The sequence below is a fragment of the Pseudoalteromonas sp. SMS1 genome, assembly GCF_021530565.1.
GTDB lineage: Bacteria > Pseudomonadota > Gammaproteobacteria > Enterobacterales > Alteromonadaceae > Pseudoalteromonas.
Genome location: NZ_JAKGBI010000013.1, coordinates 233,372 through 254,110 on the forward strand (window position 1 = coordinate 233,372; position 20,739 = coordinate 254,110).

Sequence of the window (20,739 nt, forward strand, 5' to 3'; positions counted from 1 at the left end):
AAATACATTGATCCATACTCATTGTCTGATTGGTCTTTATTAGTAAATACGCGCCATTTGTTATCTAGCCATTTTACAGGCAATATAAATTGAATTGCGTCATCTTCAATGAACGATTGATAACTAAAAGGATAAAGTAATTAAATCGTATAGATTCATAACAGAGCCAAATCATGAGGCGCTTTGTATGCGAGTTTCATGAAGGTATAGTTTTAAGGGTATATTAAATATTCCTTTTTATACACGAGCGGCAGGTTCTGGCATAGCAAATTTTTTAGTCACGAATACCGCATACCTATCCTAGTCGCTACCTAGTTTGCTAAAAAGATGATTGACTTAGTAAGCCTTTAGATTTCTATACGAATAAAAAAACGCAATAATGTACATTATTTGTACCGCAAATTACAAAAGTTCATCTATTCTTTTTATTGTATGAATGAACATGAAATAAGCATAATAAAAGGAAATGACCGTGTTAAATTACAATCAATTCGACCTACCAATAGAAAGCACTCTCCTAGAATTTATTAAAGCGCAAAGCGAGCAATACAACATTCCAATAACAGAAGCATTTAAACTTGTCGCGTCCGCTGTGAGTGACATACCAAACACTGGAGATGAACAAGCGCGTATTAATGAAGTAAAAGCTAAGATAATCGATCTGGCTGTTAAATCTAAATTCAAAAATGAACTTGATAAACTCGCAAAGTGGGGAATTGGTTTTCACGATGGCGCGTTTTTACTTCCAACACTTGCACGTTTTGCGCAAACGACAAAAAGCACTCAAAACTGGGGAATTCAAAGAAAGGTAAATACTGCGCCAAATATTACCGGGATACCGGTCGAAGTGAAAGGCGAAGTAGGTGCGGCACTGAAAATTCATGTTGCTGACGCTTCGACTAACCACAAAGCTTTTGAAGTAGATATGCCTGAGTTGGATTACGGAATTAACCTCAATGTTGAATTGGCAGCAAACGCAAGTATAAATGCATCTGGTCAAGCTGGTATCGTTTCAGGAAACTTTGCTACAGGTGGCCATTTTGAGTTTGATGTATATTGCTTATATCAGTACGACGGAACCAAACCAGCTTTGGAGGCATTTAGTGATACATTTACAGATGTCGCATCACATAAATTTGTTTACTTCGACCTTCACTCAATAAGTAAATCATTAGCCCCTCCACAATCAGGTAACTTGAACGATTTTAGTGGGTTACGACGAGTCGAAGTAAACTATAAAAATAGTGTAAGTTTAAGTGGCATGCTGAGTTTGGGTGAGTCTATATCCGAGGCGGAAATAATCAACGTTAATGGCAAAGCTCATCATGTTTCGGCGAATATTTCACTCGGTCTATCAGCCAGTTATCAGAGTAAATTAAATGGTAATTTTCGTACATATTGCCAAAAACTCAGTCCAAACAGTTTAGTAATCACATTAGAGTCGCTGGATGAGGGTGAGCAAGTGTTTAACTTCGCATTAGGTGCGGATATGAAAGTCGAGGGTTTAGATGAGCTTGGTAAAACCCTGATAGACGGCTATTTACCTTACGAGCAACAATGGAAAGATGATTTGGCTCAGTGGAGTAATATCGGTGATTTACTGCAAACAAGTCTAACGTCAAAATTACAATCTATGGTTGAAACGGATGCTGTGTGGCAGCAGCTTGTAAAAACAGCACTGGGAGAAGATAAATCGGCAGAAATTGTTACCGATATTCAAAAGCAAATTGATGACGAGCTATCATCGCAGTCAGGAAAGCTATTTAACTGGTTGAATGACGGCACAGCGCAAATAAACAACGCTATTTCAGAGCAAGTCGCAAAACTAGGTCTGCCTACTCAAGTTACAACATATTTGAATGAAATCCTTGCACAAACTGCAGTCACTGCCGTTAACAATGCCAATCAACTTATTCAATCAAAGGTCAATGACAAAATAGAGCGCCTATCTCACCAAGCCAATGCAAATGTAAGAAAATGGCTCGAGCCATTGACTTCACTTGGTGAACAAGTCAATGAAGTGGCCGCTGATATTAACGCTTACAGTGAAAAGGTATTAGAAGCGACGATTGCGTTATTAGGTGAATATCAACAATTTAGACAGCGCTTACTCGAAGGCGCAAAAAAAGCAGCAGAATTTCAGGTTGCTATGCAATTAGGGTGCAGCGCAGCTAATTGGTCCAAAGATAAGGCGCTTTTAGCTCTGATAATTGACCCGAAAAGTTCAGATGAAAGAGTAGCCGAGATATACAAACTCATGATGCTTGGTAAAGCCGGCGAAGCACTAAATCTTGCTCGTATGCTTGAAGCAGAAACATGCCCAGCATTAAAGTCGATAAAAGGGGAATTTGCTACTTGGTCAAAACAAATTAAAGAACTAAAGCTAGGGATTCAGCTTGGAAAAGTTAACTTATTTGATGCATCGACACGTAAATTATCAGAAATAAACATTAAAGTTGACGCTTCAGGTAATTTATTAGTGGGAGACGTTGATGCAAAACTGGATAAAGAAGCAGGATACTTTGCAGAATCGCGTAAGTTGAGTGTATTCAGTACGTCAAACATCATGAAAGCTTCAGCGCAAAATCGGCTACCTTCTATTGGCGGGGTTAGCTTGTCGCTTGACGATAAACACCTAAAGATGGATGAGTTAGAAGAGTTTTTGTATAGCCTTGAAGCACGAGGCTTATTGCATTCGGGTTTAACAAGCAGAACTTTGCAGCTGTATCGTAGGAAAAAAAGTTATCATTCAGCGGCAGTACTAAGCGCGAGTATGATACTTCCAAGCAACTTTTACAAGAAATTGGCCCAGCTCAGCGACGAACAAGCCTACGAATTAGCATGTAATAGTTTTTTTGAAACTGGTTTCTCGGACAAAAACTTAGAAAAAGATTTTTGGGTCTTGTGTAACGGATTTGAGCCTACCAGTGAACGCAACATGTTTATTAAAATGGTTGGTAAAAAGAAACGTAAGTCGCAGGCCTGTGAATACATCAACAGCAACTTTAATGGTGGACAGACTGTGATCCCACATAGTCATTACAACTTTTCACCCAAAGGCTTGGCGCCCGCAGCCATTAGAATGTTGTCTGTTCACAAGTGTGCACAAGCATTTGCCGAAAAATCTGAGTTACTGAATGAACTAGGTGAAATATCTATGGCATTTAAAAAATCAAAACCCACAGATCTTGCTCCTTGGCGTGAAAAGCTTAATGAAGTTGTTGATGAGTTAAATGACAGTGTGGATGAGATGGTGTCTGTTAAGGGGGTGATAGCAGGCCTGTTTGATGAATCGGTAAATTGGAACACGCTGGCGTTTCTATGTTTGCTGTCAGATTTAAACGAGCCCACTCATACTAAACTCACTGTGACATTAACGATCAAAAATAGTGAAACAGAAGAGAGTTTTGTATTGAGTTAATGGTCTTGAAAAGGCTATGTGTGGTTTCGCGCTGCACATAGCCAGATTCATTTTTGGTAAGCGTAATACTTGCTGTAATGATTGCATTCAAACTATCAATAATAGTACTCACTTCCAGTGTTATATCTAATCCGGTGACCCTAATGAACACTAATAAGAACGGCTGAGCCAATGTAATAGGCCGGGTTTGGATTACTGAGCTTTTTGAGCCGTTTTATAGACCTAAATATGTATTTATGCAGTTACATTAACTTATGTTTGCTGACATTATTTATCTCTCGTGTTCAGTTTCAATGGTTTATTGATATCTGGCCAACAATTTATATGATGAGATTAAGTTAGCGTCTGATACATATCAGGGTCGGTCACTTGCCTGCTGTGCAATAGAACAGTCTAATATTAACAAAGACATAAATGATTGTTGATATAAATGTCAAGAATAGCCAGAAATAGTTTTTAAATCAGCGCTTTAGCATTAGGTAGTCCAGTGACGGCTTAGCAGAATAAACACGATGCTTTGTCAGTACCACACTCAACAATAAAAGTGCACTAGGGTAAAACATATGCCATCTTTAAAGTTCAATTCAGGTTAAATTAGACAAAATTAACACCTGTCTGCAAAACTCCGCGCTTACATAGATAATTACACTTACAATCAGCATGGAGTGTGAATTGTCGGCTATACTTTAGTATGAGTTCAGATAAGGAGTATCAACATGAGCACATCAAAATTACTTCTCTTTTTAGTACTTTTTTTCGTGGAGCCAACAGCCGCTCAAGCCAGTAGCTTTGAAGATACATTTTTAAATGGACTATTTAAATATTTGGCTGAAAGAAGAAATATGAACTTAATTGCCTATCGTGGTGAAAAAGTAGCAGAGATCGGTCGACTCTACTATGTCGAAAATCCATCAAATATTAATGAGTTAGAAAGCTGGGCTAAGCATGGTCGAGATATTAAGCTGTTCGAACTGAGCCACGGTTATGATTTTTCGGATCAAGTTGAGTGGCAAAAAGGCACAAGCTATCAAATTCAGCAACGGCTAGCAGGCCATCTTTCATTAGAGCTAAAGGCCTTGCTGAAAAAAAGGGGAATAAAGAGTTCAACATTTGTTAGTGCACTCAAAAAATCTCAAATCAAATTTACGGTCTACCGGAAAGTCGTCGGCGGATTTGAAATTTCAAAACGAATTAATGAGGACAAAGGTAAACTGATCGCTGATTTTGAAGCTTTCGGTTTGGGTACTGGTATGCTCATGCCATTTCAACAGCTGGTACTGACCAATTTTACATATAATGCGCAAGCATCAGCTGAACTAGAATCTTTGTTGGGGTTCGATTTGTTATCCAATGTTAAAGCGAATTTATCGACCGGTGCAGTAAGAAACCACGTAACGAATATTACTTATCCGGGGGCAACGACGATTGCTTTTAAGGCTTTTCCTGTTTATTTCAAAGATAAAGGTAAAAAAATCGGTTGGTTTGGTACTTGGATTTATTAATATGATCAATCAAGTTGATCACAAAATGCCAGTCTGGCTGGTCTGTTATTCTTCGTACAGCGACGGGATCTCGGCTGTACGAAGCGGCACCAGTGAGATTGTTGGGCTTTGAAGCTGGCTGACTATTATGCCAATAGCTTTAGTAGTGCTTTTTCATATAACCCTCTGTTATTAATTATGTTTTCGAATTTTGCACGTATAATGAGTCCTTCAATAAATGTCATAATCATTTCAGGTTTGTCTTGTATGTTGTCTGGATCATTGCTCAGTGCTCTGCAAACTAAACCTAACAGCCAGCGCTTATGATCCAAGGCGATTTGGCTAATGCTTTCATCTCGATTTTTAAACTCCGCTAGGGCGTTCATAAACATGCACCCTTCAAAATGCGGTGTTGAAAACCACTCAAAGTGCCAATTTAATATCGAAATTAATTTTTCTTCTCTTGATTGAATCTCACTCACTGCGCATTCAAGTGAATCTTGAAATCTTAAATGACGCCTATTTAACACGGCCTCTACTAGGCCATTTTTGTCGCCAAAATGCCTGTAAATTGTTGTTTTTGATACTTTTGCTTCATCTCTAATTAAATCAACACCGACAGAGGTGTATCCATTCTTATTAAAAAGATCTTCCGCTATATCCAAAATATGCTGTTCTACTTTCATCTAATATCCTAAAAAATTGCTTGCACGCAAGTGTACAGATCTGTACCTTTTGATTTGTGTACAGATCTGTACACGTAATAATAGCACATTAACGATGAACAATAACGCCTCGTGATGAACGAGGTGTAGGAGAAACGCTATGAGGAAATTTTCTGGAGGGGGAGCTTTGCCACCAAAGGTTAAGTTTATCGAACTACTAAGAGGATTTACTGGAGGAGTAGTCGGAATTTGGGGGTTATTTTTTATCTCTAGTTTGACACAATATCCGCTACTAATGGCGCCATTTGGGGCAACTTGCGTGATCTTATTTGCGGCATCCGCGTCACCGCTAGCGCAGCCTCGCAATGTGATTGGCGGTCATTTTATCTCTGCGCTAATAGGGTTGGTCGCATTTTTAGCTTTTGGAGATGCACCTTGGGTCATGGCTGTTTCAGTTGGATTGGCGATCTCCGCAATGCAATATTTTAGAGTGGTGCACCCACCGGCGGGTGCTAATCCGATCGTGATTATTCTTGCTGGCAGTTATCACTTTGATTTTCTGATTTTTCCAGTCCTGTTTGGCAGTTTATTTTTAGTCGGTATCGCATCCATGATCAACAACATAGGTATAGGGAAAAAGTGGCCGATTTACTGGTATGGATCTTCAAGCAAACAGTAATAAATTACCCAATATAAGGAAATACTCAAATGCCTATCTTAACAGTTAATACTAATCAAACATTATTACCAGCAATTAAAGAAAAGTTAGCAGTTTCATTAAGTGCGTTGACGCAAACCCATCTTGAAAAACGCCCTGAGCTGATCAATGTGGTTATCTTTGAAAATAACGGAGATTGGTATAGTCACGCGAAACCCAGTGACGATTTTCAGTTTTACCTAAAGATTGTAATTACTGAAGGTACAAATTCAGAGTCTCAAAAAGCGGCATGGCTTGAACACACTTGGCGCTTATTTGAAGAAATTTTTATAAATGTAAAAAACCTCCCTAATTACATCAGTATTGAGGAACAACCTTCAATAAATTGGGGATACAACGGGCAATCACAAGCATCAAGGCTGAACAAACAAGGAAAATAAAATGAAGTTTAATTCACCACCCGAAACAAATGACCGTATCGTTAAGCTCGGTTTTTCATCTGATATTGAAATCTCAGATGAGATTGAATTTAGTCCTTATCAACGCGGTTTGAGAGAAGGCGTCGACATAGCAATACTATTTGACGAAACGAAGGCAAACCCAACCGGAGCTGATTGTGCGTTTTTGCGTTACGAAGCCGGCGCATATGTTCCAGGGCATGTTCATATGGGATATGAAACGGTGCTCGTATTGCAAGGCGACTACATTGAAAATGGACAAACGTTTAAACCCGGCTCGTTTATTGTTCGAGCGCCTGGTACTTGTCACAGTATGGCATCGGAAAATGGGTGCTTGATCTTAGCTTCTAGATACAGACCGGTTAAGCAGTTGACGGAGAGTACGTAGAATGGACATCGTCACGGCGAATTATGTCGCAAGTTTGATAGAAAGCAACAGCACAGTGATACCCGGCGGGTTTGGGTGTTGTGGACATCCGGATTTATATACGGAGGCCTTGAATCAAAGATATAAAGATGAGTCATTGCCGAGAGATCTTACTTTATTTTTCGCATCTGGGGCAGGCGATAAAAACGGTAGAGGGCTGGACAAGTTATCCGCAAATGGGTTGGTCAAAAAGGCTATCGGGGGTTTCTGGGGATTTTGTCCTGCATTAACACAGAGGGCTAAAAATGGCGATATTGAAGGGCACAATTGGCCAATGGGTGTGATTAGTCATCTTTTTCGAGATATCGCGAGAGGCGCTAGCGGCCATACAACCCACATAGGCTTGGGCAGCTATATTGACCCGTGTATCGAAGGGGGTGGCATTCATGAAAATACCGATTCGTTGGTCTCTAAAGTTGATCTTAAAGGAGAAGAGTTACTTTTTTATCCAGCCTTACCCATAGACTTTGCACTTTTACGCGGTACTAAAGCAGACAAGAAAGGCAATATTTGCATGAGTCAGGAAGTGGCCTATCACGATGCATTACAGCAGGCAATGGCTGCAAAAAATAGTGGCGGGAAAGTCGCTGTGCAAGTGAAAGAAATTGTTGACACGCTTCCTTTCAGAGATGTTCAGATCCCTGCGCATTTGGTTGACTATGTAACCGTTAATGAAAAGGAAGAGTCACATCCTCCAAGCTATGGTGAGCAGGTCACAGAATCTACTACTTTAGAGCCCATTAATCCAGCAAAAGCGCGCATTGTGTCGCGCGCGTTGGTTGAGCTCCCAACTGAAAAATCTTGTGTGAATTTAGGTATTGGGATCCCTGCTTTACTTGGCAAATTGATCAATGAAAAAAATGGTAAAAACAGCATAACTGTTGAGTCAGGTGTTTTTAATGGTGAGCCAAAATACGATTTGTCGTTTGGCGCAGTATCCGACCCAGAAGCAATTATAGGCCAATCTGATTTGTTTGCATTCTACGATGGAGGAGGGGTGGATATTGCCTTTTTAGGCTTTGCAGAGATTGATGCCAGAGGTTGCGTCAATGCCAGTTTGATGGGCGATAAAGTAAATGGTGTTGGTGGCTTTATTAACATTGCACAATCAGCAAAGAAATTGGTGTTTTGTGGAACACTGACAACGGGTTCTTTAAATGCAGAAATAGAAAACGATCAACTACGCATTGTCAACGAAGGGACTATAAGAAAGTTTGTAAAACAAGCACAACAAATAACCATTGATTTAACACATTCGGTTTATCGAAATAAAGACATCATCATTGTGACTGAAAGAGCCGTTTTTTCTTTCAAAAACAATCGTCTTGAGCTTATTGAAATAGCAAATGGATTTAGTGAGCAAGATATACAAAGCAACATCGAATACCCAATCTATAGCAGCTCATCACTCACAACAATAAATATTTAGCAGGGATACTATGAACTCTACACTAGCAATCATCGGCGGTGGCGCATCTAGCATTGCGTTTATTGACGCCTTTGTCGAAAAACATCAGCCAAATTCTTCTGATTTAATAAAAATTACTGTGTTTGAAAAGTCGAAGGATTTGGGACCAGGCAATGCGTATCAAGGCGACGCACAGTCAAACTTATTGAATACCAAAGCCGGTTATATCACCGTGTTTAAAGATAAGCCAGGTGACTTTTTTGAATGGTTAAACTTGTACAGGTATCGTTGGCAGCCTCTGTATCCTGACTTAGATGTCAGTGAACACACTTATGCGCCAAGACCGTTATTTGGTATGTATATGGCTAATGCATTTGACCGAATCGTCAAAAAAGCATTCATGAAAAATATCATAGTCAAAGTCATAAGAAGCGAAGTTACGCAACTAAAAGAAAGTGCCGATAAAAAATCAGTAACTTTAAAAGTAGCAACTCAAAAAAATTACGATTTTGACAGCGTTGTTATAGCCTGTGGTACTTTATCTAAATCACCATTTTCACCACCGATAAGTTCAAAGGTGCACCATACCCCTTATCCAATATCGACACTGTGCAAGACGGTTGATAAAGAAGATAGTGTGGCTATCATCGGCGCAAGATTAAGCGCCATTGATGCTGTTGTTGGCTTAATAGAAAACGGCCACAAAGGAAAAGTAACCCTGTATTCAAGAAGCCATCTGTTCCCATTTGTACGTGGAACTCAAGGCCGTTATAAAAATACGTTCTTATCTGCTAAGTATATTCGTGAACGCTATACATCTTTGACACTGGCTGATCTTGTTGAGTTATTTCATAAAGAAATTGACTTGTATCATCAAAAGAACCCTGGCGAGCAAATGGAAAACATCATATTTCCACCGCCGCCCATTAAAGATCTAAGCGAATTTTTATCTAATGAAATGAGTAAGGCAACCATGAATCGAGGCTGGCAAGCTGTTCTATATGATACAAACTCAATTTTGGCTTTAGTATGGGAAATGCTGGCAATTGAAGACAAAGAACGGTTTATGACAAGCATGATGTCAGCAGCGATGACTATGCGAGTTTCAATTCCGCGTGAGAACGCATTAAAAATCAAAAACTACTTAGATAATGGCCAACTAGAGTACATTGGTGGGGAGACTAAAATCACTACATGTATTGATAATACGTTGTCAGTGACATCTCCAGTAGGAACCTCGTCAGTAGACTCTATCATTTATGCTGTTGGTAGTCCGAGAGACATCTACTTATCAGATTCTGAGTTACTCCGCCATATGGTAGACAGTGGATTGGCAAAACCTCATAAATTTGGCGGAATAGATGTTTGTACTGAAACATATGCGCTATTTAGCAAAGACGAAGTCATCAGCCCATCCGTGTACGCGATTGGTGAGGTGACTCATGGATGTTTTCTATTCACAAGTGCGTTAGATATCATTGTTAGACACGCAAATAATTGTGCCCAGACAATCCATAGTAAACTGCTCAATAAATCAGCGCAGTTACTTGAAGTCTAATTTAATAAATATAAAAAGGAGAGTGTCTATGCTAGGTGCATTTAATCCAATCCCACGTGTATTGATGGGGCCGGGGCCGTCAAATGTTTCACCAAGAGTGTTGGGGGCTTTAGCTAAGCCCACGGTGGGTCATTTAGACCCACAGTTTATTCAATTAATGGATGAAGTTAAAACATTATTGCAATATGCGTTCGCGACAGAGAATGAATTTACCATCGCCTTGTCAGCCCCAGGTTCTGCGGGTATGGAAGCGTGCATTGTTAATCTAATTGAGCCGAATGATAAAGTCATTGTATGTATCAATGGTGTATTTGGGGGCAGGTTAAAGGAAAATATTGAACGAGTCGGCGCTCAAGCGATTGTAATTGAGGATAACTGGGGAGAGCCTGTTTCTGTAGAAAAGGTAGCGGCTGCGTTTTCTACTCATTCCAATATTAAAGCGCTTGTCTTTGTGCATGCTGAAACGTCTACGGGTGTCTGTTCAGATGCAAAGGCATTGTGTGAATTGGCTAAACATTATGATGCATTAACCATTGTTGATGCTGTTACCTCTTTGGGGGGAAGTGAGCTAAAAGTCGATGAATGGGGGATAGATGCTGTCTATTCCGGTTCCCAAAAATGCCTGTCGTGCGTACCGGGATTATCACCCGTGAGCTTTAGCCCAAAGGCCGTTGAAGCGATTAAAATGCGGAAAACCAAAGTTCAAAGTTGGTTTTTAGACCAATCATTGGTAATGGATTATTGGTCAGGTAATGGAAAAAGAAGCTATCACCATACTGCACCGATTAACTCGTTATATGCGCTACATGAAGCATTACTTATGCTCAAAAATGAGGGCCGAGAAAATGCATGGGCTCGGCATAATAGATTGCATCTACGTCTAAAACAGGGAATAGAACAATTGGGAATCGATTTTCTTGTTGATGAAGCGCATCGACTTCCCCAACTCAATTCACTAGTTATTCCACAAGGCGTTGATGATATCAAAACCCGACAGTATCTTTTAGATACTTATAATTTAGAGATTGGAGCTGGTTTAGGGAAATTGGCGGGTACCACGTGGCGAGTCGGGTTAATGGGGGAAACTGCCAATGAGCAAAACATTGCACTACTATTGTCAGCCTTGACAGACGTTATCAAGTAACATAATTCCTCGTTTTGCCTAGGCTAATTGAATCAAAGAAAGTAATCTATGCAGTAACTTTCTTTTTCATATAAGCACTCTCAAGTGGTTTCTTCTGCGTTGAAATTACCCTAATCGCTTTTTTAATTTCTATCGGTGTCATTAAGTTTAAGTACGTAATTACCTAAGAGGCATTTAAAAAATAGGTGTTGTATCGGTTTTCCATTTTTGAGCTGAGGCAATTATCTTTGTTACCAGTATTTTAGTCAATTCGAAGGGGGTGGTTTTAGTACAAGTCAATCAATGAAAGAGACGTTGTTGTGTCAATTTTTAACTTAACATGCTGATGTTTACATATGCATTTTTACGTGTGACTATGGTGGTTGAAATTTAATACTATTTCTACATATTCATTCTGAGTTTAATAGAAGAATTGCTCAGTTGCATAGGGTGACCGAATGTATAAATTAACGTTATTTATAATATTATTAATGTCTACTAATGTGCTCGCGAAAAAGGTGAGTATGTATGATAACTTAACAAGTTCATTGGAAGATACTCGTGTACAAAATAGTATCCCTGCGATGTCTGTCGCGATCATTACATCTGGTAAAGTAACCTACATAAAAGGCTTTGGCTTTTTGGATAAAGCGCAGAAAATAGCTACTGACCCCAACACGTTGTATCGTATTGCATCTATTACTAAGCTATTTACAGCGCAAGCTATAATGCACTTAGTGGAAAAAAATAAAATAAGTTTAAATGATAGAATAGGCCTTTATTTACCTAGCTTTTCCGATAGTGAAATAACGATTAAACAGTTACTCACTCATTCTTCTGGATTAGAGGATGTGATAAAACCAGTAAACTTCGAAAGAAAGCGAACAATAAGTGCATACCTAGATCTCGTTAGTGAAAATGTATTGTCATATACCGGTAATAATGATTTTTTATATAGTGATGCAAATTATAATATTCTTGGTGCGATTATAAGCTCCGTTTCTGGTATGAATTATGAGGCGTACGTTTATACTAATATACTCATACCATCAGAAATGAATGACAGTGGTTTTTATAATGTCAACAATAGTTATTTTTCTAAAGCAAAACCTACCTACAAAGGAAAGCTTATAGATAAAGGTAATCAGAGGCCCTATGATTTATCTTTTAACCCGAGCGAAGGATTGCTATCAAGTGTTTACGATCTAAGTTTGTGGCTTGAACTGACTCTCGCTCGTGATCCATCCCTTTTGAAAGCTCAAACGTACAAAGACATGCTTGCGCCACAGGTCAAGACGGTTTGGGGACAAATTGATATGGGGTTGGGGTGGCAAGTGTACAAGGAATCAAATGTGCAAATTGCAAGGCATCCCGGCAGTATTAGAGGCTACAAATCACTTGTGCTTACTTATCCTGATAGTAAAAATGCGTTGATTATCCTAACAAATTCAAGTAATACACCACGATGGGAAATTGCAAAATTGATCACGAAACATTTAAAGTCTCATAATGTATGGTAGCGAGCATTAACAAACAGCGATAGACACAATACGCAATCAAACTAGTAAGCTATGACTAAAAGTTATACTATATTGTTGAAACTTCGGCATAACACGATTCGGTTTTAAACAATTACCCTGTCGTAGATTCACACTGCTAGTATATGCTAACGTTTTGCTAGAAGTGTAAACGAAGTTGGGCACAGGGCTTAGCCTGCAACTTCATGAAAGTAGAAATATAACTATGCTATCTACGGAGATTTTATGGAACTGTCGCTTGTTGAATATGGTTTTAAGAAAGTCGAGGAGGCTGAAGTTATGCTTCCTGGATGCTCCTGCCTTCTTAAAAAGCAAACACTATATATGAATCGTGCTGTGTGTGTTGTTGAACTTAGTCAGTTACCAGAAAACTTTTCATCTTTTATTTTTCAGCTGAGAAGAAAGGTTGCATTCAAAATCAGGTTTATCCCTATTTTTTACGTGGTAGGGATACAAGTAATTATTGTTTGTCCTAATATAGCTTCAGCCGTTATTGACCCAAGTAAATACGTTGCAAAATTCGACAATCAATGGGCCATTATTCAAAGTTTATTTCTTGTGGACCCTATGTCAAAGACGTTTGTACAAGCAAGAAGTTGGGGGCAATTTGTTACAGGTGAGTATCAAGAATCAATAAGTAGGCAATTGTCACTCAACTATATGCTAGTTGGAATATAGAAATAAACATCAATACAGAGTAGGGTTCACAATGTACGCTATCACGTGTGACTTTAGTTATATTTTTGTCATGCACAGGATTACCTTAGCGATTTCATTGCATCCATAGTAATAGCTTGGTCATTCTTTAAAACTCAGGGTGAATTTGAATGCTTTTTCATCACTTTATCATTATGTTAAATTGAGTTTTTTATAGTGAAATTAGGATGATTATACGTAACAATAAGGCGGCTTAGGGCTTACTAGACGCAATTTTAAACTTAAGTATCGTTATTTTTCTTTCTATATTTAGTCAGCTATTGGTATGAATTCACAGCAACGATAAGTAAAATGAGTGGCAAAATTGACTAACCAACTAACCTTGAATTTTCAGACTACTCGATTTAACCTTAAGTGGTCATCTTTTCGTTATTCGCATACCAGTCTTCCAATGCGTAAAGGCTCAGTAATAGATTTAATTTACCTGTATTTCTAAATGAATAGAAGAACCTTTATAAAGGTATGCAATGCACTTGGGATTGTATTGCCATTACAGCCTTTTATCAGTGCATGCAGTACCAATAAAACTATTTCTAAAAATGACAATACTAATCCGGTTATTATCATAGGCGCTGGTGCCGCCGGACTTGTTGCTGGATACTTGCTGAAACAGCAGGGCGTTTGTTTCAAAATTCTCGAAGCGTCCACTCAGTTTGGTGGAAGAATGAAACACACGACTGAGTTTGCAAACTTTCCAATTCCATTAGGTGCAGAGTGGATACATGTTGACCCTAAAATACTAACTGAAATCATAAATAATGATTCGGTAGATATTAAAGTAAAAACGAAGATGTATGACCCCAAGATAGACTATGGACTATTTGAAGGGACGAAAGTCAGTCTAGATGAGATGGAAATGAGCGAAGATAGTAAACTTATAAACTCTACTTGGCTGGATTTTTTTGAGCGTTACATTTTACCATCTGTCGAAAATCATATCTCCTACAATGCAATCGTTACTCATATTGACTATTCAACAGACCAAATTAAAGTAGGAATAGCGAATGGGAACTTGATAGCGTCGCAAGTCATTGTAACGGTGCCAGTGAAAAATCTACAGCAAAACCGGATTACTTTTGTGCCTGATCTTCCTGCAAGAAAACAATCTGCTATTGAACAGGTTGAGATTTGGGGTGGATTTAAAGCATTTATTGAGTTTTCTCATAAGTTTTATCCAACGTTTGTTGGTTTTAATCAAGTAAGTCCTTCAGCTGATGGGGAAAAACTATATTATGATGCTGCATACGGACAAGGCACAACTCGACACATTTTAGGATTATTTGCTGTTGGCGATGAATCATTTCCCTATGTAGAAATGAGTGATGATAAGTTAATACAATATATTTTAGAAGAGTTAGACACGCTGTTTGATGGCAAAGCATCAGCGCACTATATCAAACATATTTTCCACAATTGGAATAACGAGCCCTACATAAATAGTGCTTATGTCTCGAACAATGCTCGTTGGCAGACAGTAAAAAGACTTGGTGAAAGTGTTGATGGGCGTTTATTTTTTGCTGGTGAGGCCTATACTGATGGTAGTGATTGGGGTTCTGTTCATGCTGCAGTGTATTCAGCGAAAGATGCCGTGAAAGACATTCTGACTTTATGAAATGATAAAATATTACAAGACTCACAATGTCCGATACCGTCTAGTATTGGACATTGTATGGCGTTTAAAGCTGCCTTATGTTGAGGGGATTAGGGTCAATACTTCGATACTTTTGATATACATTCAATTTAACATAATATAAATTATAGGATGTTATATATATAGGATAGCAGCTTCTTGTATGTTTCGGCGTTATTGTGGTTTTTGTACAAAATGGCTATTCGTCGTTATGTTACTGTGGCACTTCTATTAATGAATTCTATAACGGTCAAATTTCCATGTGTCACTCAACCAAGTAGATAACAAATCAAAAATTTGCTTTCTTTCAATGTGCAGTGTTTTGCAAACCCAATAAAAAACTTCGCAGTCATAGTTACCCTCTTTACTTGGGTCAATATAAACACTGCCAAAACATTTCTTCGAGTCTATACTTGTTATCGAATATGCAAATGCTTTTTGAGTTTCAAACTCCACATGGTGAACTTGTAAGCTCTTCAGGTTTTGTTGGTAAGTCATTTGTGGATCTGGCCAAGGATGATTTTTACCAAAAATACCTGACAGGTTATCTATATTTTGCATCACGGTTGCGTAATCGATTTCTGCAACGGATGGATTCAGCGGCACCAATTTTAATGTGTGCTCTCTCTGTTTTTTGTCTGTTACAACAAACATGTGATTTTCAGGCGCAGATATTTGTTTATTCGATAAATGCTTTGATAATTCCTTCATAACTACACTCAAACGTACTCAAAAATATCTATTTAACATAAAAAGAACACGCGACCTTGTTTGCTGTGGCGTGCTCTTTTTAAAAAATTTAGTGTAATGCTGCACTAAATGGAATGCTTTCACAAATCTGTGCTTCTACAATTAATATTTCTTCTAATCTTGCATCAATCACGTCCTTATCGAAATACTCATATCCGAGCTCGACAAACAAGTTTTTGTGCTTTTCTTCTGATTTAGCTATGGCAACATAAAAGTCTTTATCTTTACCTTCGGGCAAGGCTTCTGCTACTAATGAAAACCTTTCATGCCCCCTAGCCTCTATCACAGCTGCCACGAGTAAACGATCAATCAAAAATTCATCGCTACCTTGTCGAAACAGGCCTCTCATTTTTTTGATATAAGGGTCTTGTTTATCGTTACCTAAAGTTAATCCTCTTTCATTGATCAATTTTAAGACTTGCTTAAAGTGGATCATTTCTTCTATGGCAAGGTCCGCCATCGCTTTTACTAACTTTGTTCTATCCGGATAATGTCCAAGCATAGACATTGCCATACCTGATGCTTTCTTTTCTGCTGCTGCATGGTCCTGTAAAAAAGTGACAAAATCTTCCATCACTTTGTGCGTCCACTCAAATGGTGTGTGGTACTTTAACTCAAACATTCTCTTTTTCTCTAAAACCCTGATGCTCTCTATTGTACTTAACATAGCGCCATTTTTTAAGTTTCATTTTAGTATCGGACATTATGTTTCGAAATGATAGAGTAAAGCATCTTTGTCTACTTTTCCGATTCGTGTTGATTCAATCTTCAGTGGATGTTTAATTTCATTCCAAGCCGTCACTTTCCCCTTTCTATTTATATGTGGGATTTTTATGGAGGACACATTCATAAAGTGAGCAAGCTGGCGGTTACTTTGCTCTTGCGCCAAATCTACAAATAAGCAGTCAGCTTTTGTTATATTTAAAAATTCAGTCACGCGTTGCTTGTGTTGTTGATAACAATCAACTAAATAATCATCATTACTTAAACTCTCATCATCCAAATTAGGGAAAACCTCTAAATAACAACGCTTTAAAGTTTCATTGAAGCCCCCACCTTTTTCAATCAGCTTAGGTCGCATGCGTGTGAGAAGCTGCCGAATGGATGGTACCCATAAAGGCATATCTCTTTCGAGATAGATAAAACGACTATTTGGATAAAGTTGATAAAGTTTTTCAAAGTCATTATACACGGGGGTGTCGGCAATAAGTTGGGCAGTTTTAATTGTGCTTTGTGTGTATGCGGTATGTGCAGTTTTTAAGCCCATGTCTAAGCTTGCCACGCACAGGCTAGTAGTCCCAGTGCGTGGCAAACCTAAAACAAAATATTTATTGTTCATGAAAAGTATAAGAAGCCGTTAAATAGTGCCAGCCCTATAAGCGTTAAAAAAGTCATTAACATGCCTATAACGCGTGTTTGAATGTAACCATTTGTGAGTGCAAGCGCATGTAAAACTCTACCAATTAAAAATGCACTAGCAAATGTCCCCAACCAAATCGGGCTCACATTTTGATACTCGAGAATAAAAATCAATATAACTGCTAAAGGTGTGTATTCTATAAAATTTGCATGAGTACGAATTGCAGTGATTAAATCTTTGTGCCCAGCATCTCCAATACCTACTTTATAACGCCGTCTAAGCTTTATAACGTCAAGACTGAGTTTTATGTAAAAAAGCGTACAAATTGCTGCAAATAAACCTGTAAACATGATGGTCTTCCCTATTCAATATCCATATAATTTTAATCATTATTGTATAGGGGATTGTAAGTTTATTAACAGCGAAAATGAACCCATTTTAGGTTTAATCTATGTAATAAACGGCATACACTTCAGCTTTTAATGTTGTATCACCTACATTATATGCGTCTTTTACGTTCATAGACTCTGCTGCCATCATTTTGCCTCTTGCGTAGGGCTGAACCGGCACGCTCATGGGTGAAAAAGACACAGAATATAGGCCACCAACTTCCACGCCAAAGCCATCTGCTAGCTCCTTTGCACCGAGCTGTGCTTGTTTAATTGCCGAAGCCTTTAATTTTTTCATAACCTCTGCTTTATCTTCGACGACAAACTGTGTGTTGTTAAATTGATTAATACCACTGTCTACAAAAGCTTGTAAAAGCTCGGGATATCTATTTACGTCCTTTAGTTTCAAAGTTAAATTTCTCGATACTTTGAATCCATCAAATTCTTCGACATTGGTTGTTCTGTTGTATCGTGTTTGCTTGTATACATTCAACTGCTCTGCATAAATATGCTTACTTTCAACACCATAAAGCTTGGCAATTTCGATTGCTTTTGCCATAACATCGTCAACTTTTGATTTGGCAAACTGCAGGTTTTTGTTTTTTTCATTTATCGCCACATTGACAATAGCCGTATCCGGCGCAACGGCTTGCTCCGCATATCCTTTTACATATAAATGTGGTGCAGCTGGCAGGCTGCCTGCTACAGCGGAGGTACTTAATAATACAGACATAATGGCGGTTACTAATCGCATGGTCGCTCCAAATATAGTCAAAAACGTTTTAGTATGACCCCTATTGAACCATAAACCCATTAATCAATCCTGAATAATATTGATATTTCACAACGTAAAAAAGGGCCATATAGACCCTTAAGGTTGAGTATCGGACAAATTACTTGTAGCTTGTGTGGTCAACTACTAAGTTAATGTCGTTTTCTCCAGTAATCTCCCAAACTGTTAGACGTTCTGTCGTGCCCGAAGGGTTGTTACAAGAAACTGCTTGTCTGAAAATACGAGAGTTTGAGTTATATATCACGTCGCTTGCAGCAAAGTGGTTTGTATGGAAAAGAGGTGTTGAGTCATAGCCATTAAACACTTTTGAATATGCGCCTTCATCCGCTGTCGCAGTACAATAACCATCTTTAGTACCATTGTTAATATGTAGCGAAGAAGTGTAGCTTACCTGGTTGTACCAACCCGCGCCGCCACAGTGTTGCGCTGGGCCACTACAATCTGGTGTGTTCCATGGCCCGACTCCAACCAACTGTGCATCCCAAGTGATTTTAGGTAGTGCAGGAATTTTGTGTTTTACGACAAATTGTTCACCATTTGCAGACTCACAGTTCATCGCTAAAACACGAGTACGTTGCAGTTGCTCTTCTGTGAAGTTCCCTTGTAGAAAGATAGAATCAACGGTATAAGCTTGTGCACCACCCGGAGTTGTACCAACAGGCGCAATTACTTGACCAGTAATTTCATCGTAAACAACACCTGTTTCACACTTGTCGTATGCATCGTTACGGAACAACCAACCATTAAACGTACGAGCATGTAAAGAATCGGTAACAATGCGATTTACAACACCTTCTGTGTACTTAGACTCACGATTGTAACCATCTAAATCTTCTACTGTTACGCTAGCGACAGCACTGTCTACTGCAAGTAAAGAAACCATGGCTGCGAGAAGTTGGATTTTCATTTTTTATTCCCTATATAACTTTAAGTTACTAAAATATTCCTTTCAATGTAATGAAAGGTGGTTATTAAAAATTAATAAGCGAATGCTTTTAATCTTGTCTGTTTAACACCGAGCAGTTGATATACCCCGTGTTGAGTTCGAGACAAATTTAGCGACTAAAAAATTTCCTGTAAATGGCTTGAAAATGTGATGAACGGCTTAAATTCTTTCTGTTTAGAAGAAAAAAGAGCATATTGTTTTAGTGAGATAAAAAGAAGGGTTAGCCTAATCTGAGTAATTTAAATCTATATATATCAGTACCTTAATAGTCTTGGTAAGAGTGTGAAAATAAAAAAACACATTCAGGGATGCTTAGTATTAGAAAATTAATAAAGTATTGGGGTTATGAGAGCATTATACTAAGTTCGCTTTTTATAAAAAATTTAAGAGGGAAATTAATTTAAAAAATAACCACTAATTTTTATCCATAACCTTTAGAAAAGGAGTTCATATAGCAAGCTTTTGAAGTTTGATTTTTAATGAAATTAATGTTCTTTTTTATCTACTCCAAAAGCGCTCTTTAATGAGTTTGAGATGAAAACTTCTTCTTGGGGGAGGAATAAATTAGCGTGTGCACTGATCACTTGCTCTTGAATAAGCGGTTTTTGTAATGCCCTTTCAAATAAGTCGACTGCTTGTCGACCAAGTTTTGAATCCGAACAGGCGATGTAGCCAAAAATAGTGGCGTGCGTGTCACCTATCGCGTGAAAAGATATATCTTTTAGCACCTCCTCAGACGGATAATCGTTTACAAACACTGAGCTATATTCAATGATCCCATCCAGACGACCTTGGACCAACATTTTTCGTAAACGAAATGCACTGTCATTTCCTTCGCCTATAAAAAGTCGGTCAGAATTTGCTTTGATAAAATCGTCTATTTCGAGCCCATAGGAACGCCCTTTGGTGACGCCAACTCTTAAGCCCAATGACAACGCCTTTTCAAGTGTTACCTCTGCCGATACAAACTTCTTGTTTCTTAGGATTAACCGATTTGATGGAAAAGCCATGAGCGGCAGCGTCACGAAAATTGCTTTTGCCTCTCGCTCAGGTGTTTTTACTTTGTTATATAGACAAATATGGTCATGGTGCTCAAGCTCTCGCCATTCGCGTAATCGACTAGCTGGCACAAAGTCTATGGCCATTTCATCTTTTAAATTACGAGCAATAATTAAAAGCAACTGAGTCGCGAGATCGCCAGGCGACTCTCCGTAGGACGGGTTATAGTCAGAGAGAATTTCTATCTTGATTGGTTTTGCATAAACGAATGTAGAAACAAAAAAACACAGAGAAAACAAGATTTTTAACAGCATACAACTTCCTACTTAGAGCACTCCATGCTGCGGCACACACTTAAAGTGTAGTAAGTAAGTTGTTCTTGCGCTAATTCTTAATTTATTGATCCTTACAAAGCAAA

Annotated in this window: 19 protein-coding genes; 11 read left to right on the forward strand and 8 right to left on the reverse strand. The window is 38.5% G+C overall.

Translation table 11 applies throughout. From position 1 onward, the window contains the following. The first annotated feature begins 472 nt into the window (after positions 1-472). Positions 473-3,421 carry a hypothetical protein gene (locus tag L1286_RS14865; RefSeq protein WP_235407844.1) on the forward strand — a complete coding sequence of 983 codons (2,949 nt, stop codon included), beginning with the start codon at positions 473-475 and terminating at the stop codon, positions 3,419-3,421. Positions 3,422-4,137: 716 nt separating this feature from the next. Continuing rightward, complete coding sequence (locus L1286_RS14870; protein ID WP_235407845.1) at positions 4,138-4,923, forward strand: hypothetical protein; 786 nt, start codon at positions 4,138-4,140, stop codon at positions 4,921-4,923. A 125-nt stretch (positions 4,924-5,048) separates the two neighbouring features. On the opposite strand, the gene L1286_RS14875 is transcribed toward L1286_RS14870, so the two are convergent. Continuing rightward, positions 5,049-5,588 carry a TetR/AcrR family transcriptional regulator gene (locus tag L1286_RS14875; protein WP_235407846.1) on the reverse strand — a complete coding sequence of 180 codons (540 nt, stop codon included), beginning with the start codon at positions 5,586-5,588 and terminating at the stop codon, positions 5,049-5,051. 139 nt (positions 5,589-5,727) lie between these two features. On the opposite strand from L1286_RS14875, the gene L1286_RS14880 reads away from it, so the two are divergent. The 9 genes from L1286_RS14880 to L1286_RS14920 all read left to right on the forward strand — a co-directional run bounded on the left by L1286_RS14880 (position 5,728) and on the right by L1286_RS14920 (position 15,066). Beyond that, entirely contained in the window at positions 5,728-6,246 is a 519-nt protein-coding gene (locus L1286_RS14880) for an HPP family protein (RefSeq protein ID WP_235407847.1), read from the forward strand. Between the two features lie 29 nt (positions 6,247-6,275). Then, on the forward strand, positions 6,276-6,665 hold the full coding sequence (locus tag L1286_RS14885; RefSeq protein ID WP_235407848.1) for a tautomerase family protein: 390 nt from the start codon (positions 6,276-6,278) through the stop codon (positions 6,663-6,665). 1 nt (position 6,666) lies between these two features. Continuing rightward, the gene (locus L1286_RS14890) at positions 6,667-7,071 is read left to right on the forward strand and encodes a cupin domain-containing protein (RefSeq protein WP_235407849.1); all 405 of its coding nucleotides are present in this window, start codon (positions 6,667-6,669) and stop codon (positions 7,069-7,071) included. Between the two features lies 1 nt (position 7,072). Next, entirely contained in the window at positions 7,073-8,539 is a 1,467-nt protein-coding gene (locus tag L1286_RS14895; protein ID WP_235407850.1) for a malonate decarboxylase subunit alpha, read from the forward strand. Positions 8,540-8,549: 10 nt separating this feature from the next. Further along, positions 8,550-10,076, forward strand: coding sequence for an FAD/NAD(P)-binding protein (locus tag L1286_RS14900; protein ID WP_235407851.1), 1,527 nt, complete (start codon positions 8,550-8,552; stop codon positions 10,074-10,076). 28 nt (positions 10,077-10,104) lie between these two features. Further along, the gene (locus tag L1286_RS14905) at positions 10,105-11,220 is read left to right on the forward strand and encodes a pyridoxal-phosphate-dependent aminotransferase family protein (RefSeq protein ID WP_235407852.1); all 1,116 of its coding nucleotides are present in this window, start codon (positions 10,105-10,107) and stop codon (positions 11,218-11,220) included. 503 nt (positions 11,221-11,723) lie between these two features. Beyond that, entirely contained in the window at positions 11,724-12,719 is a 996-nt protein-coding gene (locus L1286_RS14910; RefSeq protein WP_235407853.1) for a serine hydrolase domain-containing protein, read from the forward strand. Positions 12,720-12,962: 243 nt separating this feature from the next. Continuing rightward, entirely contained in the window at positions 12,963-13,415 is a 453-nt protein-coding gene (locus L1286_RS14915; protein ID WP_235407854.1) for a hypothetical protein, read from the forward strand. 475 nt (positions 13,416-13,890) lie between these two features. Further along, positions 13,891-15,066, forward strand: a complete 1,176-nt coding sequence (locus tag L1286_RS14920) for a flavin monoamine oxidase family protein (protein ID WP_235407855.1) — start codon at positions 13,891-13,893, stop codon at positions 15,064-15,066. A 249-nt stretch (positions 15,067-15,315) separates the two neighbouring features. Here the strand turns inward: L1286_RS14920 and L1286_RS14925 are convergent, their stop codons facing one another. From L1286_RS14925 to L1286_RS14955, 7 genes are all read right to left on the reverse strand, one after another. After that, positions 15,316-15,795 (reverse strand): hypothetical protein, encoded by a 480-nt coding sequence (locus L1286_RS14925; RefSeq protein WP_235407856.1) that lies wholly within the window; start codon positions 15,793-15,795, stop codon positions 15,316-15,318. Positions 15,796-15,883: 88 nt separating this feature from the next. Continuing rightward, positions 15,884-16,456 carry a tRNA-(ms[2]io[6]A)-hydroxylase gene (locus tag L1286_RS14930; RefSeq protein ID WP_235407857.1) on the reverse strand — a complete coding sequence of 191 codons (573 nt, stop codon included), beginning with the start codon at positions 16,454-16,456 and terminating at the stop codon, positions 15,884-15,886. 81 nt (positions 16,457-16,537) lie between these two features. Then, the gene (locus tag L1286_RS14935) at positions 16,538-17,173 is read right to left on the reverse strand and encodes a sulfotransferase (protein WP_235407858.1); all 636 of its coding nucleotides are present in this window, start codon (positions 17,171-17,173) and stop codon (positions 16,538-16,540) included. After that, entirely contained in the window at positions 17,170-17,544 is a 375-nt protein-coding gene (locus tag L1286_RS14940; protein WP_235407859.1) for an MAPEG family protein, read from the reverse strand. The genes L1286_RS14935 and L1286_RS14940 overlap by 4 nt, the downstream gene beginning before the upstream one ends. Positions 17,545-17,638: 94 nt before the next feature. Further along, entirely contained in the window at positions 17,639-18,337 is a 699-nt protein-coding gene (locus L1286_RS14945; protein WP_235407860.1) for an SIMPL domain-containing protein, read from the reverse strand. Between the two features lie 139 nt (positions 18,338-18,476). After that, a complete protein-coding gene (locus L1286_RS14950) occupies positions 18,477-19,283 on the reverse strand; it encodes a hypothetical protein (protein ID WP_235407861.1) in 807 nt (268 codons plus the stop codon). A 524-nt stretch (positions 19,284-19,807) separates the two neighbouring features. Beyond that, positions 19,808-20,635, reverse strand: a complete 828-nt coding sequence (locus L1286_RS14955) for an ABC transporter substrate-binding protein (protein WP_235407862.1) — start codon at positions 20,633-20,635, stop codon at positions 19,808-19,810. Positions 20,636-20,739: the final 104 nt, after the last annotated feature.